We start from the raw sequence: 19,556 nt of genomic DNA, 5'->3' as shown, positions 1-19,556 counted from the left end.
CTCATGCCGCGGGAGAGCGGGAAGATATTCTTGAAAGAAGAAGCGGTCTCCGACATCAATACCGACAGGATGGGCAGCTTTCTCACATCACTTGAGGTCGAGCGTGGCAGTTGCGACCCGCAATGCAAGGCTGGCGGCGATGCATGCCTTTGCGCGGTTCCTGATTTCGGAGCACCCCGAATATTAGGATACGCTGCAACTGGTGGTGACACTTCCCTTCAAGAGGGCGCGTGGGTGGCACCTGTCGAATATCTCGATGAGCCCGGAAATCAAGAGCGTCCTGGCGCGTATCGTCCGCCGCACGCCTTCTGGACAGCGGGATTACGCTCTGTTTTCGCTGATGTTCAATACGGATGCACGAGTTCAGGGATCCTGAATCTTCGATTGTGACCTTCGTCTGGTATCGCCCTGTCCCGCCGAGCAAAGCAACGACCGCCCCACACTGCTCACCCGGTTCGGTGTTCCATACTTGCTGCGCACACATGGCTGCGGGCGAAGGAACCACCATGGCGGAAAAAAGCATCCATCATCGCCCTTTGCGGGACACGACGGCCATCCACCTCGTCAAGGCGGGTGTTGACATCGCCACCATCAGTCGATGGCCAGGCCACTCGGGCTGAACTAACGATGCGCTACGCCCAGGCCGGTATCGATATGAAGCGGCAAGCGCTCGAACAAGGCTTCCCCGACGTGATGTCATCGGCAAAAGATCAGACGATCATCGCTTTGATGGCTGGATGTTTGGCTGGCTGCACCGCTTGTAGACGCTCAGTTATGTGGAGTTGTATCGCGGGAAGTCGCGCGTCTTGGGCTTTTGCGGTGTCAGCTCCACATCTCTCCGCAGTGCACGTTGTCACTGTTGAAGAGCCGTTTGTTCAATCTTCGTCCTGGCACGGCAAGGGTTGTCGATATTGTGGGCGTCTTGCGCTTGCCGAGCTTGTCCGAAATCCAGCGCCGGATCAGGCGTGAACACTGTTGCGTAGTTCGTCAGCCAGAGCGCGGAGAACGTCGGCGCTTCCTTCCAGCGCCGTAAAAGCGTAGGGATTGAGGAACTGTCGGCCCCAGAACAGATTGCGATCTGTGCCGGATAGCGTAGCTTCCTCGCTGACACGCGGCCAATTCTCCGCAATGCATCGGAGCTGGCCTTCAACAATCGCAAGAGCTTCCGGCGCGCTGAGCAGGAAGTGATGCGCCGCTTCAAGGCAGGACGCTATCCGGCTCATGCGGTTATTGCCGCTGATGAGCATGGCCTGGCTGGCCTCCTGGCCACTGCGGGCCTGCGGACAAATATCGTACGCAGGCGTGAGGGTGAGCTTAGCGCCGTCCCAGAATGCCGCATGGTTGCGGGCATGATCGTCGGTGTTGCCGCAAAGTATGTTGAAGACAATGCGGCTGAACAACTCGCGCAGAGTTTCCGACGGCGCGGTGAATCGGTGGCGAATGATCTCCGCCAAATCCTGGTAGCTGGCGTAACGCGCCATCATCTCATCGAGCGCGAGCATCGTCAGCGCTGAGACCATGGATTTGCGTTGCCAGCCGCCCGTGACCTTGATCCGGTCGAATCGCTCGACGAGCAACACGTCGTTGCCTGCGGCGCGAACGAGCGAGACGGATGCCGCTCTGATGCCGCACAAGGCGGCAAGCCGCATGGCTATGAATTCTCCTTTGACGACGCTGTAAAGGTCGGCAGACGAGGAAAATTTCGCGACATGCTTGACGGCGTCACCCTCGATCAGCGCCTTTGGCCTTGCGCCGCCGATCGAGCTGCCGTGATGCAGCGCCTGATCTAATTCGGGGGTGAGCGGAATACCTTTCTCTACCCGCTCCGCCGATTGGACAAGCTCTTCGAGAGTGGCATTGGCCAGTGCGCGCGGCTCGTAATGCATTGGCGAAAACTGAAAATCGAGCGCGCCGATGCGGTCCGAGCCTGATTCCAGCAAGAACGTCAGTTCTGAAATATCGAGCCGCGCGATTTCATCGCCCTTCACACCGAATTTGCGGTTTAGGATAACCCGTCGTCCCCAGGCATCAGGGGCAGCATCGCGGATGCATCCCGGCATGGTTAGGCCAGGAAGCAAAGGCAATTCGCCTGCCTTCAGGGGCAGTTCCGGGAGATAAAGCGGGATCGCGCTTCCCAGTTCACGAAAGCTCCTGCCATAGTTGAAGCTGACGAGTCCGTCATGGGCATATAGCCGCCCGGCGACAACCGGCGCGGTCTCGCCCGGCAGCCAGACCCAGACATAGGCTTCGTCGTACTTGGGGACCTTAGAACTCATCGACGATCTGCTTGCCGGCCTTGTAGACGTGCTTCGGCAGCAGCGCGATGCGATCGTCCATGCGGCCTGTGAGGGCTGTGATGCCATTGCCGTCGGCATCGAACAGCTTCACACCGACAATGGCAGCAGCTTCGAACATCAGTCCGATTTCGACTTTGGGATCGCCCTTCTCGATGCGCTGCAGGGTGCTGCGTGAAACACCGATTCTCTCGGCTAACTCCTGTGCGGTTAACCGGTGCTGCATCCGGCCAAGCCGGATGGTCTTACCGAAAAGGCCAAGCGCTTCCATCGCGTAGCGCGAATAGGTGCGTTTATACGTTGCCTTCATTCGGGTCTCTGTGACCTATGCATGATCCATATCGCCTTCTTTCGAACTTTATATAGGTAATGTCACAGAGCGACTGCCAAAGTCAAGACTCCGTATCGCAAGCGTTACCCATCCGAACGAGGAAGGCGGATATTGCCGACGGCTCCTGCACAACCGGCCAGCTCTGCGCGTCTCGGGCGAGGCGGAGATCTGGCGCTGGATCGCGGACAGCCTTGAGACGCCTCGCATGAGTCATTCATGGGCGGTCCCTGGTGCGGGGCCGCGGCGCTCGACTGCTGGCCGACATTCTCGGCGGCGGGACCCGCATCCGGCTACACCAGCACTTTTCGACCGCATACGCGCCCAGCTTCTCTCCGAAATCATTGCCAATGAGCGCGAACCTCATGCGATCGCCGAGCTGGCCTGGCGGCGCGGAATCTACGCACGCATCCGTATTCGAGACCGCCCAAGGGAGGCTGACTAGCGTAACGCCCTCCGATCTAAGCGCCTTCCACAAAGCCGCTTTCGCACGCGACGGGCTGCATGTGGCGGTCGTAGGCGACATAGATGCCAAGCCCTGAGAGTAAGGCTCTACCAGCTGTTCGGCGATTTGCCTCAGAAACTGGCGCTTGCCGGCGCGAACCAGTGGTATCGCGAGGGCGAGCACGCCGAGCGCTTTTCCTCCGCCCTCCACTGACCACAGACCCGCACGCAACGAAGCCGCGCTCGATCTTATCGTGGCGTGGCTAGGTGCAATGTTTGCTCTCGCCATCAGGCCGGCTTTCCCGATGGCGTGGTCAACCTGATCTATGCGTCCGAAGGTGATCGCGTGGGCCGTGAACTCTGCACCAATTCCAAAGATCAGCTTTACCGGTTCGAACGAGGTCGGACGGCTGCTGATGCGTCAGTGCTCTGACCAGATCAAGAAGGTCAGCCTTGAAACCGGCGGCAATGCACCTTTCATCATCTTCGATGATGCCGACATTGACGGTGCTGTTGACGGTGCGGTCCAGGCGAAGTTCCGCAATGCCGGCCAGACCTGCGTTTCCGCGAACCGCATTTACGTCCAATCGAGCGTTCACGATGAGTCCGCCGAGAAATTGTGGAGAAGGTCCGGCACTTATCAGTGGTCCGACGTCTACTCCCGGAGCGAAGCCGTCGCCAACCCAAGATCGAGTCCCACATCGCAGATGATAATTCGATGCGGGGCCGAACGATAAATATGCATGCTTTGGCCACCCCGAGGCAGGGCTCATTGAGATGATCCGACCGCCTTGGAACAAAGATGGGGTAGAGCAGATGAAGCGTTGGCAGCGTGTCTCCATTCGACGCGAGCGCTTAGGATGGGATCACGATCATTCGCATCACGCGCAGCCGCAAGGGCGATGCCATGGCTACTTTGGAATCGTTGAAGTGGTTTGAGCCGGACAGTCACAAATACACCCGTTACGCCGCGGCTCAGGAAACGGGGCGGCGTCCGGCGGTGGAGGTGCTCGCTGACTTAAAAAGGGTGCGGGCAGTCGTTGCGCTTGAGAGCGACGACATTTGGGATCCGGCACGGGGTGACCTGCTGCCAATCGGCAGTTAACAGGGTCCGACAAAAGTGTGCACAACATGCTGCTGAAGTGGCCTCCGGAAGCGCTACCGGAAGTTACGCGTCTTGAACTTGATAGGGTCGATATGGTCATACTGCATCGACGATGTCGCGCCCCTTCGGCATGCCGCGCGGATCGATGCCCGATCCGCCGTGATGAGCCTCGTCCCTCGGCCGTGCGGCAACGGAAACGGCGTCTTGCGGTTTCCCACGCTGGCCAGCCCGGCCGACAGATCGGTCAGCTCGTGGGCGACGAGGTGCACCACCTCCTCTTCCGTCGGATGCGTCCGCGGACGCCGAGCATGGCCGAAGCAAGAAGCACGCGCCGGAATTTCTCGAGAGATCTTGACCCAGACGACGACGTTTGCCGCACCCGTCTCATCCTCCAGAGGAACATGAAGCCTTTGGCCGAGCCCGGCCGCTGCCGGACCAGCACCAGGCCGGCGGCCTCGAGCCAGCTTCTGCCTCGCGCCTGCATAGCATCCTGACAGGTCACGGTGCGGCGCCGGTTAGGCGGCACGCCGATTTTGGCAACGCTAGCCTGTGAACTGAAGAATGAAGGTCGGACTTGCGGCACATCGATTAGGTTCAAATGATAAGTTGCTGCCCGGCGAGGTCGTTTCAGCGCATCTCGACTGGTGGGTCGGCAAGACAATGCGGAACGGAAATGATCGCAGGCGTAAAGGACGGCTTTCGGGGCCGGAAGCTTCAGGCCTGGAACCGGACCCCAGTTTGGCGCAAGCATCGTGGCCTCCGCCCGGTCAGGCATTCACCGGCTCGCGAAATGCCAATTGATTCTGCTTAACCGGGCATACCTAAACGGCCACTTGCGTTCCGATCTCGACCACACGTCCGGTCGGGATCTGGAAATACTCCGTCGCGTCGGCGGCCGTGCGCGCCAAGCCGATGAACAGCTTGTCCTGCCACACCGGCATGCCGGAGTTGGGTGACGCCTTGAGCGAGCGACGCGACAGGAAGAAGGACGTCGTCATGATGTCGAACTTCCAACCCTGCTTGCGGCAGATCGCCAGCGCACGCGGGATGTTAGGCTGTTCCATGTAGCCGAAGGTCAGTGTCACCCGCATGAACAGCTCATTGATCGTTTCCATCTTGATCCGCTCGCTGTCGGGCACCACGGGCTGCTGCGCCGTCACCACAGAGAGGATGACGTTCTGTTCGTGCAGCGCCTTGTAGTGCTTCAGGCTGTGCATCAACGCGGTCGGCGCACTGGCGGGATCGCTGGTCAGGAACACGGCCGTACCGGACACCAGCTGCGGTTTCTTCTTCAACAGATTGCCCGCAAGGAAATCGAGCGGAATCTGGTTCCTGCGCGTCTTGTCAAATAGATACCTGCTGCCTCTTATCCAAGTCCACATGGTCATCACGATCACTGCGGCAATGGCAAGCGAGGCCCAGCCGCCTTCGAATACCTTGACGATGTTAGCTGCAAAGAAGCCGGTATCGATGAAGACGAACACCGCCATTAAGGCTATCGCGACGCCGAGCGGCCATTTCCAGATGCGCGTCATCACAACAAAAAGCAGTATGTTCGTCACCAGCATATTGCCGGTCACCGAAATACCGTAGGCCGAGGCCAGCCGGCTGGATTCGCCGAAGCCGACCACCAGCAGCATCACCACCAGCGCCAGCATCAGGTTGATGCGCGGCAGATAGATCTGGCCCGACTGTTTTTCCGACGTGTGCTGGATGACGAAACGCGGCAGCATGTTGAGCTGTACCGCTTGCCTGGTCAGCGAAAAGGCGCCGGAGATCACCGCCTGGCAGGCGATCACGGTCGCCGCCGTGGCAAGCACGACCATCGGAATAAGCGTCCAGCCCTGGTTCATCTCGAAGAACGGATGACCGACAACGCCGCCATTTGCCAGCACGAAGGCGCCTTGCCCGACATAATTGAGCAACAGACAAGGGAACACGATCGCCAGCCAGGCGAGCACGATCGGCTTGCGGCCGAAATGGCCGAGGTCGGCGTAGAGCGCCTCGGCTCCGGTGACGGCGAGGAAGACTGCACCAACCGTAACGAAGGCGACGTCAGGCGAGTTGACCAGGAACGACACGATGTAATGCGGGCTGATTGCCAGCAGGATTTCCGGGTCGTCCATGATGTGGTTGAGCCCGGAAAGGCCGATGGCCAGGAACCACAGCGCGGTAACGGGTCCGAACACCAATCCTACGCCGCCGGTGCCAAACCGCTGTACCGCAAACACGATCGCCAGGATGGCCAGTGTCAGCGGCACCACATAGGGCTGGAACGTCGGCGTGACGACATTCATACCTTCGACCGCCGACAGTACCGAGATTGCCGGCGTAATGACGGCGTCGCCAAAAAAAAGCGCCGCGCCGACGATGCCGATGCCGATGCCGATGCCGAGGATCACCGCAGAGCAGGTCGGGAAACTGTTGCGCGCCAGCGCCATAAGCGACAGCACTCCGCCCTCGCCTCGATTGTCGGCGCGGAGCACGAACATGATGTATTTGATCGTCACGGTGATCGTCAGGGACCAGATGATCAGCGAGAGTACGCCGAGGATGTCGCCACGGCTGGCGACGTTGCCACCCGCTGATGCATGCAACGCCTCGCGAAATGCATAGATCGGGCTGGTGCCTATATCGCCATAAACGACACCTAGTGCGCCCAACATCAGCGCCTTGGTGCTGTGCTGCTCGACCTCAGAATGGCTCGATTGTTCGACAGGTTCTGCCTCGTTACCAGCATTGGTAAGGGCCATGGACGACACTCCGATAAGCGCGCGGTGCTCTACGCTTGCTGCACTGCAATATCAAGTTCCGTCACGTAATGTCTGCCGTCTCGCCTGTCGTTGCTCGCCTTGGTAGACTCGCCAGCCCGCAGCCCTACCGAGCAGCAATAGCGCCCCGGCAGAACCCTCAATCGCCCAGATCAATGAATGGTTATCGCCCACAGTGCCCCCCCGCGATGCGGCCGATGGCGACCAGGGTGTCGTGGGCGCACAAGGATGGCGCTTTCCTGATGACGCCGTGCTCCAGGTGTGATCGCACCGTTGCTGCGCAAGCCATTTACTTGCTCGTCCCAGCGAGGACCGTGGCCAACTGGAACGCAGGGCCACGCCGCTCACCGGCCGCACTTTGCGGCGCAGATAACGATTCGATCTCCGCGGCGAGATTCTGGTTGAAGAAGCCACCAAGCTTGTCGAAGGACACACGGTCGTAATATCGACATGCCAGTATCCGCAACCCAGAAAAGCTCCTTGGGCTCCGCTGCGCGCGCCACGAACAACCCGATCTTCTCTGCGAAGAGGACGCCGTAATCCTTCAGGTTGAAGCCAAACCGGGGGGCGGCCGTGACGTATGGGCGAAGGGCTAGGAGGCGGGTTCGGTGAGGAACGGCATTGATGTCCACGCCGTCTCCTGGAAAGACAGAGGAATGCGGTGTCACCGACTGGCGCCGGAGGTTGATCCGGTGATTAGGAGGAGCACTCGTTGTCGGATTCTCGACGATGTCGGACATCTGACACAACGCTGCCAGAGCGATCACGTTGTTCCGAAACGATTTTCCCAGTTGGCACGACAATTGCGGTCCTATGCGCAAAAGCACTGCGATGCCGCACCGACTGGAAGAACTCATCAATGATCACGCTTTTCGAACATGTGGGCGCCGCTACCAACACTAAGCGTTCCCGATCAAACGGAAGCCTCTATCCCTTCTTTCTGAAGGCTGTCCGGACATGAACGCATTTGATGTCCGTCCAACGCTGGATGCTCCCGACGACGATCTCTATCTTTGGCTTGAAGATGTGGAAGGCGAGCGGGCACTTGCCTGGGCCGCCGGCCAGTCGGCAAAGACCCTGAAGCACTTCAGTGGAACGCAGTTCGAGCGCGACCGCGCGACTCTGAAGGCAGGCCTGTTCCCTAAGCGGCGTCGCATCTCCCCCGGCCGAGTCGCATGGCTTGAATCCGATATCAGGGCTTGGATGGAAACTAGATCTGAGAGCCGCACCGCATGAATGTAGCCTCCCAATATCTTCTCCCGTCTGTGGCGCATCACGAAGCCGGGCACGCGGTGGCCGCCATCGTTTTGCACCGTCAGATGTTCGACGACGACCGTGAACTCCCTGCTTTCTCAAGTGTTAGTATTTACCCCGACGCCGGTGACGGAGAGTGCGGTGGTTTTGTCGAAGGCACGGTTTTCTATTCAGCGCAAGGATTCACCTCGGAGCTAAAGCCGATTTTCGAGAACGATATGGATCGACATTTCCAACGCGATGAAGCGATCCAAGAGATAGTTGCGTGTCTGGCAGGTCCTTTTGCAGAATCCGCATTCGAAGGCTATCTGGACCCGCGCGATATGGCGATGAATGCGTCCGATGGGAATGAGGGGAGCAGCGACTACGCGGATGCCAAGCGAATCTATGGTGAGTTGCGGTTCCTGATGCCGCGCCGCCCCCGTTGGAGGCGGATCGAAGATCGCACGGCCCGGCTAGTACTCGATCACTGGTCAGCCATCGAAGCATTGGCCGCGCATTTGCTGGTCAAGCATGATCTCCAATTCGATGAGGCTCTGACGATTGTTGCGCCGCATCTTCCGCCCATGCCAGCAGCTACGCCGCCAGAGCGTCATCCGCAGCCTGCTTGATCAGCCATTCGATGTGATTTGACCACATCTGCAACACCTCGCGCTTCTCCTTGACGTTGCTATAGAGATCGTAGATTTCGCCAATGTCTCCGGTGCGGGCTCACAGCCCGTCCATATAGCCGCCAGTCTGCTGCCTTCGAGTGGCCCATGTTGGCCGCGGCCAGGAAGTGGCGACGATTGAAAGGACAAAATCAGTTGCCGAAACTCATCGCAGGTGACGGTCTGGTGGCAATTTGGGCACATCTTGTGTCTCGTCGCCAGTAAACACGGATGCCCGGCAGGAGCTGAGCTCGCTGCCGGCGGAAATCGTAGAGCGCCAGCGACGCATTCTGATCTTTCGTCAGGCAGTCGACCGCCTTGGCATACGCCTCGGCCTCCATCTCGATCGACCTGAACCGGTATCTTGTGCGCCATCCGGACGATCTGGGAAAGCTTGGCCGGGCCGGCGCCTTCCCAGGCGCACGGGAAGCGCGACGACCCATGTGGACCTTGGATTTCACTCCGCACTTACGCTGCTTTGGCCTTGTCAGCAGCCTGAGCATAAAGCGTGCTCAGCTTTCAGGCCGAGCACTCATCCATTGTTGACAGCACCTGTCGTCATTCAGGATCGCCCCATTCTCGCAGGCCGCTTGCAGCTTTCAGGCTGTTGTCAGCCAGGGCCGCCATAAAGGGTCTCGTTAAACAATTCAGGAGGCCGTTCCAATGAACAATCAGTTTGCGAGACTTTTTCGAGGACCAGGTATGCAGGCTTGTTTCAGGACAAAGAACTTTCTGGCGGCAACCACCGCGATGACGACGGTATTCCTGCCGGCTGTGTCTCTCGGGGTGGGTCTGGTAGCATTTCCAACTGGAGAAGCGTTGGCCGACGACCCGATTTCGATCCCGCTGGAGTATGTCGGGGAAGGCCATGACCGCCTGGGCATCTGGGCCAAGATCAACAATGGCAACGCGCAGCGATACGTATTCGACACGGGCTCGGACCAGCTCAACACGCAGATCGGGTCAGAGGTGACCGGGGTCCGCCCGATTGCCGACACGCCTTACGTATATACGTACGGGGACGGAACGTATGGTAATAAGCTTCAGAACGTGGAAATTGATAAATTTACATATGTCGATCCAGATCAAAAGATAACAATCGACGGGCCGTCTGTAAGCGATAAGAAATACCGGGCTGCTCGCATTCTCGATTTTGTCTATACCCATGCGTATTGCAAGGACAACAATCTTAAGTGCACGCCGGGATCCGTGACGGATGGACTTAAAGATATGTATGGTCAGGATCTCCAAGAACCTTATCACGCCGATAAGGAGCAGCGGGCGAAAATGACCGCTGGCAAGATGGCAGACGAAGGCGGCGATTTCGCAGGTACATTCGGGGCCGGCGATTTTCTTGGCAAGACAAGTGTCTGGGGCATGATGGGCAGTGTCACCAGGTCTGGCTACGTGGTCTCCGCCAATGTGAATCCGGATTCCGAGAGCGACCAAACGCCTGGCTGTTCCCCCTGCACGATTGTCAACCTCAATCCAAGCCTCCGGGCCCAATATACTAATGCCATGCCATGGGGAGAACCCGAGGAAAAAGATCAGGATTCTTATCAGAATTTTCCTGGCTCTGGCGCCAATGCCTCGACCGAATACGAAGGCAGCTACAATCTGCAGTACACGGTTAAGGATGGAGCCCCACCAATCACCGACCCCAACAAGACCGCGGTATTGCTCGACACCGGCACACCGGGCGGTGGCAGTCTGGAGATCAGTGATGCGATGCTGAAGCAATTTCAGGATGCGGGCGTCAAACTTAAAAATGTTCGGAGAAATGAGCAACGCGAGATCGTAAGCGCATCGGGCAACATCCCGAGCGTTACAATCGCAGGAACGGATGGCGATCCGGTAAGGCTGGACAATATCGACTTCACCTACACCAGCGGCACGACGGAACAACCCAATGACCAGACCAGTTTTGTTGCCGGTCTTGACTTCTTCAAAAACAGATCGGTCATTTTCGATCTGGAGAAGAAGTATACCGCTTATACGTCACATTTCGTCACTGCCAGCAACTTCTCTACCGATTCATCCGCACCCGAAGGGACCGGTCTGAGCAGGATCACGACGAGCATGGGGAATGAGGGCGGGTTCGGCATAGCGGGTGTCGTCTCCGGCTCCGGATCGCTGACGCTTGATACAAAGACGGTGGTCCGGATGACGAATGTCAACACCTACACCGGCGAGACGAATATTGCTCAGGATGCCTATCTCTCGCTTGCGGGGCTCGGCAACATCCAACGGTCAGCGAAAGTCGTTGCAGACGGCACGTTCGATATCTCCGAACATGGAAATGGCAGCGACTATTGGGGAATCTCCGACGCCTACAACGATGCCCGTATTCGTAGCCTGAGTGGCAGCGGAACGGTCGAACTGGGCAAGCGTACCCTGGTGCTAACGGATTCGAACGACACGTTCGCCGGCAGCATCAACGACCTCGACGTTGATAACAATAATATGGGCGGCAAACTATTCGTTGCCGGTGGCGTGCAAACGCTGAGCGGAAAGAACAATTTTTCCGGCATGACGACGGTCGGTTCCGGCGCGGGATTGCTGCTTGCCGATACAGGTGTGCTTTCCCATGATGCGACCACGTCCGGCTTTCTCGGGAATGACGGGCAGATCGGGGGCACGGCTATCGCAAACAGCGGCGGTGTCGTCGCAGGCGGCGGCACCTACGGTGCGGTCACCATTTCCGAGGGCGGCACGGTCGCTCCTGGCAGTGCGACCGATCCGAGCAGGATCGTCACCACACTGACTGTCACGGGCGATTTCGCGCAGCAGTCCGGATCGATCTATCAGGTCGACCTCGCAAGGTCGTCCGATCTCATCGATGTTGGCGGAGCAGCGGCGATCGACAGCGGCGCGCAGATCGAGCTGCTGCGGCAGGGAACGCTATCGGTCGATGCCCGATATACTCTGCTCTCCGCAGCAGGCGGCGTAAGCGGCACCTATGGCGGGCTGACGGGGGCTCTGGCGACAGACGCGACGCCCTTCGTCGATTTCCAGCTCGTCTACGATGCCAACAATGTCTATCTCGATATCAGCCGCACATCGACGGCGTTTGCCGATGTAGCCAGCACCTTCAATCAACGCTCGGTCGCCGCAGCGGCTCAGGCGCTTGGAAGCGGTAATCCGATCCAGGACAACATCCTGTTCCTGACGGCGCCGGAAGCCCGCAACGCTTTCGATATGCTATCAGGCGAGGTTCATGCTTCCATTCATAGCGGCCTCATCGAGGACAGTCATTCTGTACGCGATGCCGCGAGCGAACGGATCCGTGCGGCGTTCGACGGCGTCGGTGCCTCCAGCGTTCCGGTGATGACTTATGGGCTGGGTGGTCTGGAACTGGCCCCGGCAACGAGTGAGAATTTCGCCGTATGGGGCCGTGGCTTCGGCGCCTGGGGTCATCTCGACAGCGACGGCAATGCCGCCGGTCTCGATCACTCGACAGGCGGCTTTCTGGCTGGCGGTGACGCGGCTGTCGGCGAAAGCTGGCGGCTCGGCCTCATCAGCGGCTACAGCCATACCTCCTTGGAGGCGGACGATCGCGCGTCGTCGGGCTCGAGCGAGAATTACCATCTCGGTCTTTTTGCCGGCACGCAGAACGGCAATCTCGGTTTTCGTTCCGGCCTTGCCTATACCTGGCACAGCATCGAGACCGGCAGGTCCGTGGTCTTTCCAGGCTTCGCCGACAGCCTTTCGGCCGATTACGACGCCGGCACGTTCCAGGCCTTTGGCGAGCTCGGCTACCGTATCAATACGGCTTCGGCTTCCTTCGAGCCCTACGCTAATCTCGCTTATGTGAATTTTGACGCCGATGGCTTCACCGAGAATGGCGGCGCAGCCGCCTTGTCGAGCGGGGATCGCTCGAGCGACACGGCGTTTACCACGCTAGGTCTGCGTGCGTCGACGGTACTGACCCTCGGCACCGTGACTGCTACCGCGCGCGGCGGTCTTGGCTGGCGCCACGCCTTCGGCGACGTCAGGCCGGATACCGCTCTTGCCTTTGCTGGCGGTTCCTCCTTCGCCATCAAGGGCGTGCCGATCGCAAAGAACGCAGCTCTGCTCGAAGCTGGGCTTGACGTAAACATCACCGAGAACGCGACGTTCGGCATCGCCTATCAGGGACAGATCGCCTCGGATGCCCAGACACACGGGTTCAGCGCCAAGCTCGGCGTCCGTTTCTAAATCACCCGCAAAAGAGATTGGTTATGAAGTCAGTGAGTGCATTTTCTTTTACCGTCGTTCTCGGCTCAGCGACGGTGATGTCTGTGTCCGCCGCGCGAACGGACGATGCCTGCTACAACAAGGCACAAAGCCTATGATGACGCAATGTTCAATCGACGACCTGAAGCCAGTCGATGGCGAGCTTGACAAGCTCTACAAGGAGATGGAGACCCGGCTCAAAGAGTCCCGGCGCATGTCCAGGAACTGGTCGAGACCGCGAGGGGCTACAACGCCACCTCGGAGAACACGCGCGACGCCTACCCCAAGGATTGGCGGCATTTTTCCTCCTGGTGCCGGCGCGCTGGCTTCGATCCCCTGCCTCCGGGCTCGAAGGTGATCAGGCTCAATATCAGCGCCTGTGCCTCGGGCACCGCCGCCGGCGATCCGAAGCGTGGCGCCCCTGCCCTTTAGTTTGCGACCATCGAGCGGCGGCTTTCCGGCCTCGCCTGGAACTTTACCCAGCGCGGCCGGCCGTTGGACCGCGCGGAGCGGCATATCTATAAGGTTCTTGCCGGCATTCGCCGCAAGCACGCAAAGCCACCGCGGCAGAAAGAGGCGGTCCTGGCGACGATCTGCTGGCGATGATCGCCACGCTCGGCCACGACCTCAGGGCCTGCGCGACCGCGCTATTTTGCTCCTGGGCTGTGGCGGCGGCCTGCGGCGCTCCGAGATCGTCGGTCTCGACGTCATGCGCGACGACAACAGCGATGGCGCCAGCTGGATCGAGATTTTTGACGGCAAGGGCTGCTGGTCACCCTGCGCGGCAAGACCGGCTGGCGCGAGGTCGAGGTCGGCCGCGGCTCCAGCGACCACACCTACCCCGTAGTCGCGCTCGAGAGCTGGATCCGCTTTGGCCGCATCGCACGTGGACCCCTGTTCCGCCGCATCTTGTCGATCAGGTCGATATAATACGAAAAAGCCGCCGCCATTCGGGACGGGCGTCGGCTATCATGTCCAGCCATTATGCGGCGAGCGGATAGCTTTCGCCGGACCAGGCAGAGAACTTGGCGGCAAAAGCCTTCATCTCGTCGACCGCGAATGTGGTGCGCGGTTGCGAACTCGACTTGCTGGGCGAGAGGGACCTCGCCGAGAAAGGCGCTGACATGAGCGGGATGCTGCTTGGCCAAATCGAGATCCGCAAAGCAATCGGCCAGCGCCGCGTCGTCCAGCTGTACGCTGCAGGGCGCGTTCACGTCGTCAAGACGGATGCCAAATGCTTGCTCATAATGGCCGCAAGGTAATCGTTTCGGGTCGGAGACACAAGTTGCCGCCTCCTTCGCCGTAGAGTGGCCCGATACAATCACGATCGATATTGCCACCTCTTATCGATAGTGATCGCATAGTTCCCTGATTCGACTCTCAACCGCTCATATCAAGCGATTACTTCCATGTATCTGCTGCGCTAGCCCGTCCTGGCCTTGGAGTGTCGCTCCTCACCTCCTCCACCACTCACCAGCCCGATGGGAGTATCGCCCGCCAGCAGCTTCTCCTTGCTGAGCAGCGCGGCAACCTCAATCGCCTCGAAATCGGGCAAATCCCGCAGTGTGTCGAGGCCGAAGTGCAACAGGAAGGTCTTGGTCGTGACGTAGGTGTAAGGCGTGCCAAATTCAGCGGGCAGGCAGACGTTGACCCACAACAATCAAGGGGACGGTGCAGGCCAAGATTGCGGCAGGGCTTGGGCCCCCCACCCTTCTCCTCAGAACTCCGCTGCTTCCAGCTGGCGGCTGAAACTCACAGGCGCAGCCAGCTTGGTCTCTAACAGCATCGATCGCATCATGGTGTCTGCCATGAATCCGTGTGCGTGAAGCGCTCCAGAGCGAAGATGTTGGGCGTCAACCAGGTTCACTCCAATGAGCTTCACTTCTCGAGTTCTGCACAGTGTCCACGACTGGCGCCGGAGGTTGATCCGGTGATTAGGAGGAGCACTCGTTGTCGGATTCTCGACGATGTCGGACATGTGACACAACGCTTCCAGAGCGATCGCATTGTTCCGAAACGATTTTCCCAGTTGGCACGAAGGTTGCGGCCCTATGCGCAAAAGCACTGCGATGCCGCACCGACTGGAAGAACTCATCAATGATCACGCTTTTCGAACATGTGGGCGCCGCTACCGACACTGAGCGTTCCCGAGCCGACGGAAGCCTCTATCCCTTCTTTCTGAAGGCTGTCCGGACATGAACGCATTTGATGTCCGTCCAACGCTTGATGCTCCCGACGACGATCCCTATGTCTGGCTTGAAGATGTAGAGGGCGAGCGGGCACTTGCCTGGGCCGCCGGCCAATCGGCAAGGACTCTGAAGCACTTCGGTGGAACGCAGTTCGAGCGCGACCGCGCGGCTCTGACAGCCATTTTCGACAATCGCGACAATCTTCCCCTGATCGCGCGCCGTAGTCAGTACCTCTACAATTACTGGCGAGATGACGGTAATCCACGCGGACTGTGGCGCCGGACCACCCTTGCCGCCTACATGAAGGCGGATCCCCAATGGGAGCTACTGCTCGATCTGGATGCTCTCGCGGCTAGCGACGGAGAGGACTGGATCTGGGACGGCGCGTCCATCGAGCCGGAGAGACGGGAAAGAGCCGTTCTGCGCCTGTCGCGCGGCGGCAGCGACGCGGTCGTGCATCGCGAATTCGACCTGATTTCTCTGAGCTTTGTCGCCGACGGCTTCAACCTCCCCGAGGCCAAAGGCTACGTTAATTGGCTGGACCCTGACACGCTTCTGCTTTCCAGTGCGCTTGGTAATGGCATGGCCACCCGCTCCGGCTATGCGCGCACAGTTCGACTGTGGAAGCGTGACGCGGATCCCCTCACCACGCCGGCAATCTTCGAGGCCGGGTTCGAAAGCTTCCAAGTGTCTGGTCATTCGGACCGCACCGGCCGCAGCGAGCGCCTTTGGTTCATCGAGCAGCCGGCCTTCTTCGAGAAGATCAGCTGGATCGGCGATAGGAGCGGGCCGAGGAGGCAGATCGATCTTCCTCGCGACGCGTCGTGGCGGGTCTTCGGCGACTGGCTGGCGGTAAGGCCGCGCAAGCCCTGGACGGTGGGAGGCACCACCCATCCCGCCGACGCGCTGATCGTCATCTCGCTTTCCACTTTCCTCGCCGGCGGACGCCGTTTTGAGACCCTGTTTCAACCAGGGGAAAGGCGCTCCATGCAGTCATTCTTCTGGAATGACGGGAAGCTCATTATCTCTTACCTCGTCAATCTCGCACCGCGTTTCGAGATGTTCACTCCCGGCCACCAGGAATGGACGCGCCGAGTCCTGAACACCCTGCCCGCCGAAGGTACTGTCGACGTCTGGTCATTCGATGCGGCAGTTCACGAGACCAATGGAGAGGTCCTGATCTGTGCTCAGGATCCGATCACGCCGCCGCAGCTCTTGCTGTTCGATCTGAATGCCGCGCCGTCTCTCAGCGCTTCAGCAATCCTGAAGCGCAGCCCGGAGAATTTCGATGCATCCGGACTGGTGGTCACGCGCCACGAGGCAGTCTCTATCGATCATGAGCTGATCCCCTATACGCAGGTTGGTCCGGCGAACGGGAACGGAGATGCTCCGATTCACCTTTCCGCTTATGGCGGGTTCGGCGTATCATTCCTGCCCTACTACAACTCCCCGCTGGGCAAGCTGTGGCTCGAGCGCGGTGGCACGTGTGTCGAGGCGAACATCCGCGGCGGCGGCGAGTTCGGCACCCGCTGGCACGAAGCCGGGCGCAGGGAGGGCAAGCGTCTCGCCCACGACGATTTCGCCGCCGTTGCCTCCGACCTCGTGCGAAGGGGCATCACCCTGCCGAGGCGGATTGCCGCCGAGGGTGGCTCAAATGGCGGCCTGCTGATCGCAAACATGCTGACCCGCTATCCTGAGCATTTCGGGGCTCTGTTCTGCACAGCACCGCTTATCGACATGCGTCGCTACACCAAGCTCTTGGCGGGCGCGAGCTGGATCGACGAATATGGCGATCCGGACAAGGTTCACGATTGGGCTTTCCTGAAGGAAATCTCCGCCTATCACGCCGCAGCGCCGGGACAGCCCTATCCGCCTATCCTGATCGCCACCACGAAACGCGACGACCGCGTCCATCCGGGCCATGCGCGCAAGATGGCCGCAAAACTGCAGGCTCTTGGCTATCCCGCTTACTTCTACGAGGCCAGCGCAGGCGGGCACGGCTGCGGCGAGGACAATCGGGAGCAAGCCGCATTCATCAGTCTAGGCACCAATTTTCTCCGCAGCGCAATCGGCTTCAACGATCACCCTCCGGAGACGGCGGAACGCGTTGCAACGCAAGAGGGGCATTTGAGGTCCATCAACAATTCATTCGAGCAGGAGACGAAATAGTGCAGTGCATCCTTTCTGAACATCAAGGAGTGAATCTCATGGCGAGAACGCGAATGGGCGTAGCGCGGGCAACAGCAGCGGCGGTGGCCCTGATCATGGTGGGACAGCAGGCCGTCGCCGCGGAGCCTGCGCAAGCAGAGACCGTCCTGGCGGAGACGGGAGCCTCGGTCACCGAAGCGCCAATCCCTTGGCAGGTCCGCCTGCGGGCGTTGGGCGTCGTTACGAAAGATCTGGGCTACGTTGATACGCTTCCCGGCTCCGGTCTTTCGTATTCGGACACGGTGACGCCGGAACTCGATATCTCGTATTTCTTCACCGACAACATCGCCGCCGAACTCATACTCGGTACCACTTATGCCAACATCGCGGGCCAAGGGACGATCGGAGGGTTGGGCAACATCGGCAAAGTTTGGCTGCTGCCGCCGACACTCACGTTGCAGTACCATTTTACCGATCTCGGCGCGTTCAAGCCTTATGTCGGCGCCGGCGTGAACTACACGATCTTCTACAACCAGGACACTGGCAGCGCTGATGCTCTCAAGGTGAAGAACACGTTCGGCACGGCGCTGCAGGTCGGATTCGACTACATGGTGGACCAGCACTGGGGCCTCAACTTCGACGTGAAGAAGCTTTTCCTGAAGCCGGACTTCGACGTCACGGTGACCGGCGCGAAGCTGACGGGGAAGGCGGAGCTCGATCCCTGGCTGATAGGCGCAGGTGTCACCTACCGCTTTTGAATATCAGAGTGAAGTCTGCTTCCCGACTGCCGGTTTAAATGAAGGGCGCCTCGCGCGCCCTTTTTTACGGTCGACACTGCAGCGCAAGACCTCATGAAGCTATTGTCGGGCGGGGTTCTCTTCCGGCGGACCAAGAAGATGCACTGGCCAACCGGCCTTGCGCCTGAGGTGGAGTGCTTAGAAGCGCTTTGGATCGGGACGGGCTTTGGTATTGTGGGTGGAATGCTTCAGCCAGACCATTTGCCAGCATCGTCTCCCGGACGTCATGTGTGAGCTTCTTTGTCAGCGCAAGGCGAACACGGATCTCCTAGCAGGCCGTTGAAGAAGTGTCCCGTTTGGCCTTGAGGATTGCCTCGTCGCCGTTGTGATAGAAGGTGATGTCGATGGAGCCGTCGTCGAGCAGTTCAGCATGGCCGTCGCCTGTGACCTCGTCCATTTCGTCGAATCCGACCCATGTGAAGAAGACCGTCGACGGGCCGTAGCCGAGTTCGAGGGTTAGATGAGCCAAACGCCAGTGGGGCGTCCTGGGGACGACGCGCGCGAGATTCTGGTCGTGGTGGCCAGCCCAATACGATGTGAGAAGTTGCTGCCGGTGCGGGTACCGGAGGTCGCCGATAGTGACAGCCGATGTTCGACAGCGGCAAGGACATGCTCAGCCGTCAACGCGCCGAGGGCTTGGCCGGGAATGGTGGTGATGGAACCAATCCAGAAAGCGGCGGCTGCCCAGGAGAACGCCTTCGCGGGACTTTGACTCCAGTCCGCACACCCTGCTCAGATAGTCCGAAAAAGAGGTCAGAAGCGGAGCATCCGGATTATTATCTACACTGGGAACAGAAGCATGGAAGCGTTCTGGAGCCACTCGCCGCGCGTTTACCAGTGCCGACACTGCTCCAAGCTGACTATCTGCCATGACCACCTGCCGAACGTAGTCCGTTGATGCCACCGGTACCCTTCGCGGTCTGCTCCAGCGGGAAGATCGGGTCTGATCGACCCTGCTGACCTGTGCGGCGGCCTCTCTCGCTAGGGCGTCCCCCTTCCTGTCGTCCTCCTCCGCCGCTTTCGGCTGCTTTCGGCCCGCCGCCCTCGCCAAGGCGTCGTAGTCGGTAAGCGCGTCCTCCGTCTCCTTTAGGGGCTTCATCGCGTGACTAGAGTTTAGCGCGTGTTTGTAGGCGGCGGACCGAATGGTCGTCGAAATGCCACTCAGCGCCACCGCAAGATGCCCTAGGGCTTCCGCCTCATGATCTGACAGCGGCACGTCACGATTAGAGCCGATTGCCCTGCCTTCTTCCAGTTTCACAATGTTTGTAGTCATTTCCTGCTCCATCGCGTTGACTGAGATACGATGGAGACGGAAGTGGAGAACAAATTTTTACAAGCAACTAAGATGATATTCTCGTCAA

14 protein-coding genes and 3 pseudogenes are annotated in these 19,556 nt (G+C 59.5%); 9 read left to right on the top strand and 8 right to left on the bottom strand.

Features of this window, described 5'->3' with window-relative positions; genetic code table 11:
• The first annotated feature begins 30 nt into the window (after window positions 1-30).
• Entirely contained in the window at window positions 31-390 is a 360-nt protein-coding gene (locus tag LB556_RS23485) for a hypothetical protein (RefSeq protein WP_126066776.1), read from the top strand.
• 569 nt (window positions 391-959) lie between these two features.
• Here the strand turns inward: LB556_RS23485 and LB556_RS23480 are convergent.
• A complete protein-coding gene (locus LB556_RS23480) occupies window positions 960-2,276 on the bottom strand; it encodes a type II toxin-antitoxin system HipA family toxin (protein ID WP_063169281.1) in 1,317 nt (438 codons plus the stop codon).
• Complete coding sequence (locus tag LB556_RS23475) at window positions 2,266-2,604, bottom strand: helix-turn-helix transcriptional regulator (RefSeq protein WP_063169282.1); 339 nt, start codon at window positions 2,602-2,604, stop codon at window positions 2,266-2,268. The genes LB556_RS23480 and LB556_RS23475 overlap by 11 nt, the downstream gene beginning before the upstream one ends.
• A 725-nt stretch (window positions 2,605-3,329) precedes the next feature.
• Here LB556_RS23475 and LB556_RS23470 point away from each other — a divergent pair.
• Window positions 3,330-3,678, top strand: a pseudogene (locus LB556_RS23470) (aldehyde dehydrogenase family protein); the annotation flags it as partial.
• A 546-nt stretch (window positions 3,679-4,224) separates the two neighbouring features.
• Here LB556_RS23470 and LB556_RS32050 read toward each other — a convergent pair.
• Window positions 4,225-4,443: a hypothetical protein gene (locus LB556_RS32050; RefSeq protein WP_063169286.1), complete on the bottom strand. Its 219-nt coding sequence runs from the start codon at window positions 4,441-4,443 to the stop codon at window positions 4,225-4,227.
• 549 nt (window positions 4,444-4,992) lie between these two features.
• Window positions 4,993-6,924: a potassium transporter Kup gene (locus LB556_RS23460; RefSeq protein WP_063169287.1), complete on the bottom strand. Its 1,932-nt coding sequence runs from the start codon at window positions 6,922-6,924 to the stop codon at window positions 4,993-4,995.
• A gap of 975 nt (window positions 6,925-7,899) precedes the next feature.
• Here LB556_RS23460 and LB556_RS23455 point away from each other — a divergent pair.
• From LB556_RS23455 to LB556_RS23435, 5 genes and pseudogenes are all read left to right on the top strand, one after another.
• The gene (locus LB556_RS23455) at window positions 7,900-8,178 is read left to right on the top strand and encodes a helix-turn-helix transcriptional regulator (protein WP_063169289.1); all 279 of its coding nucleotides are present in this window, start codon (window positions 7,900-7,902) and stop codon (window positions 8,176-8,178) included.
• On the top strand, window positions 8,175-8,807 hold the full coding sequence (locus LB556_RS23450) for a hypothetical protein (protein WP_063169290.1): 633 nt from the start codon (window positions 8,175-8,177) through the stop codon (window positions 8,805-8,807). The genes LB556_RS23455 and LB556_RS23450 overlap by 4 nt, the downstream gene beginning before the upstream one ends.
• A gap of 702 nt (window positions 8,808-9,509) precedes the next feature.
• Window positions 9,510-13,043 carry an autotransporter domain-containing protein gene (locus LB556_RS23445; protein ID WP_082826570.1) on the top strand — a complete coding sequence of 1,178 codons (3,534 nt, stop codon included), beginning with the start codon at window positions 9,510-9,512 and terminating at the stop codon, window positions 13,041-13,043.
• Between the two features lie 243 nt (window positions 13,044-13,286).
• Window positions 13,287-13,970, top strand: a pseudogene (locus LB556_RS23440) (integrase); the annotation flags it as partial.
• A 116-nt stretch (window positions 13,971-14,086) separates the two neighbouring features.
• Window positions 14,087-14,323: a hypothetical protein gene (locus tag LB556_RS23435; protein ID WP_063169293.1), complete on the top strand. Its 237-nt coding sequence runs from the start codon at window positions 14,087-14,089 to the stop codon at window positions 14,321-14,323.
• Window positions 14,324-14,484: 161 nt separating this feature from the next.
• On the opposite strand, the pseudogene LB556_RS23430 reads toward LB556_RS23435, so the two are convergent.
• Window positions 14,485-14,685, bottom strand: a pseudogene (locus LB556_RS23430) (SMC-Scp complex subunit ScpB); the annotation flags it as partial.
• 93 nt (window positions 14,686-14,778) lie between these two features.
• Window positions 14,779-15,039, bottom strand: a complete 261-nt coding sequence (locus LB556_RS23425; RefSeq protein ID WP_095769041.1) for a hypothetical protein — start codon at window positions 15,037-15,039, stop codon at window positions 14,779-14,781.
• A gap of 217 nt (window positions 15,040-15,256) precedes the next feature.
• On the opposite strand from LB556_RS23425, the gene LB556_RS23420 reads away from it, so the two are divergent.
• Together LB556_RS23420 and LB556_RS23415 are read left to right on the top strand one after the other, a co-directional pair.
• Complete coding sequence (locus LB556_RS23420) at window positions 15,257-17,419, top strand: prolyl oligopeptidase family serine peptidase (RefSeq protein ID WP_082826571.1); 2,163 nt, start codon at window positions 15,257-15,259, stop codon at window positions 17,417-17,419.
• A gap of 38 nt (window positions 17,420-17,457) precedes the next feature.
• Window positions 17,458-18,156 carry an OmpW/AlkL family protein gene (locus LB556_RS23415; RefSeq protein WP_063169295.1) on the top strand — a complete coding sequence of 233 codons (699 nt, stop codon included), beginning with the start codon at window positions 17,458-17,460 and terminating at the stop codon, window positions 18,154-18,156.
• Window positions 18,157-18,463: 307 nt separating this feature from the next.
• On the opposite strand, the gene LB556_RS31700 is transcribed toward LB556_RS23415, so the two are convergent.
• On the bottom strand, window positions 18,464-18,592 hold the full coding sequence (locus LB556_RS31700) for a hypothetical protein (RefSeq protein ID WP_263485462.1): 129 nt from the start codon (window positions 18,590-18,592) through the stop codon (window positions 18,464-18,466).
• Between the two features lie 216 nt (window positions 18,593-18,808).
• Window positions 18,809-19,468, bottom strand: coding sequence for a hypothetical protein (locus LB556_RS23410; RefSeq protein ID WP_063169296.1), 660 nt, complete (start codon window positions 19,466-19,468; stop codon window positions 18,809-18,811).
• Between the last annotated feature and the right edge of the window lie 88 nt (window positions 19,469-19,556).

This window comes from Mesorhizobium sp. ES1-4, from assembly GCF_020164745.1.
Taxonomy (GTDB): Bacteria; Pseudomonadota; Alphaproteobacteria; order Rhizobiales; family Rhizobiaceae; genus Mesorhizobium.
The sequence above is the reverse complement of the archived record's forward strand: the minus strand, read 5'-3'. Positions and strand labels throughout refer to the sequence as shown.

What these genes read in the sequence shown, in the direction of transcription:
- LB556_RS23480 (WP_063169281.1), bottom strand. Translation starts at nt 2,276, where the DNA reads ATGAGTTCTAAGGTCCCCAAGTACGACGAAGCCTATGTCTGGGTCTGG.
- LB556_RS23475 (WP_063169282.1), bottom strand. Translation starts at nt 2,604, where the DNA reads ATGAAGGCAACGTATAAACGCACCTATTCGCGCTACGCGATGGAAGCG.
- LB556_RS23460 (WP_063169287.1), bottom strand. Translation starts at nt 6,924, where the DNA reads ATGGCCCTTACCAATGCTGGTAACGAGGCAGAACCTGTCGAACAATCG.
- LB556_RS23455 (WP_063169289.1), top strand. Translation starts at nt 7,900, where the DNA reads ATGAACGCATTTGATGTCCGTCCAACGCTGGATGCTCCCGACGACGAT.
- LB556_RS23450 (WP_063169290.1), top strand. Translation starts at nt 8,175, where the DNA reads ATGAATGTAGCCTCCCAATATCTTCTCCCGTCTGTGGCGCATCACGAA.
- LB556_RS23445 (WP_082826570.1), top strand. Translation starts at nt 9,510, where the DNA reads ATGAACAATCAGTTTGCGAGACTTTTTCGAGGACCAGGTATGCAGGCT.
- LB556_RS23425 (WP_095769041.1), bottom strand. Translation starts at nt 15,039, where the DNA reads ATGTCCGACATCGTCGAGAATCCGACAACGAGTGCTCCTCCTAATCAC.
- LB556_RS23420 (WP_082826571.1), top strand. Translation starts at nt 15,257, where the DNA reads ATGAACGCATTTGATGTCCGTCCAACGCTTGATGCTCCCGACGACGAT.
- LB556_RS23415 (WP_063169295.1), top strand. Translation starts at nt 17,458, where the DNA reads ATGGCGAGAACGCGAATGGGCGTAGCGCGGGCAACAGCAGCGGCGGTG.
- LB556_RS31700 (WP_263485462.1), bottom strand. Translation starts at nt 18,592, where the DNA reads ATGGACGAGGTCACAGGCGACGGCCATGCTGAACTGCTCGACGACGGC.
- LB556_RS23410 (WP_063169296.1), bottom strand. Translation starts at nt 19,468, where the DNA reads ATGACTACAAACATTGTGAAACTGGAAGAAGGCAGGGCAATCGGCTCT.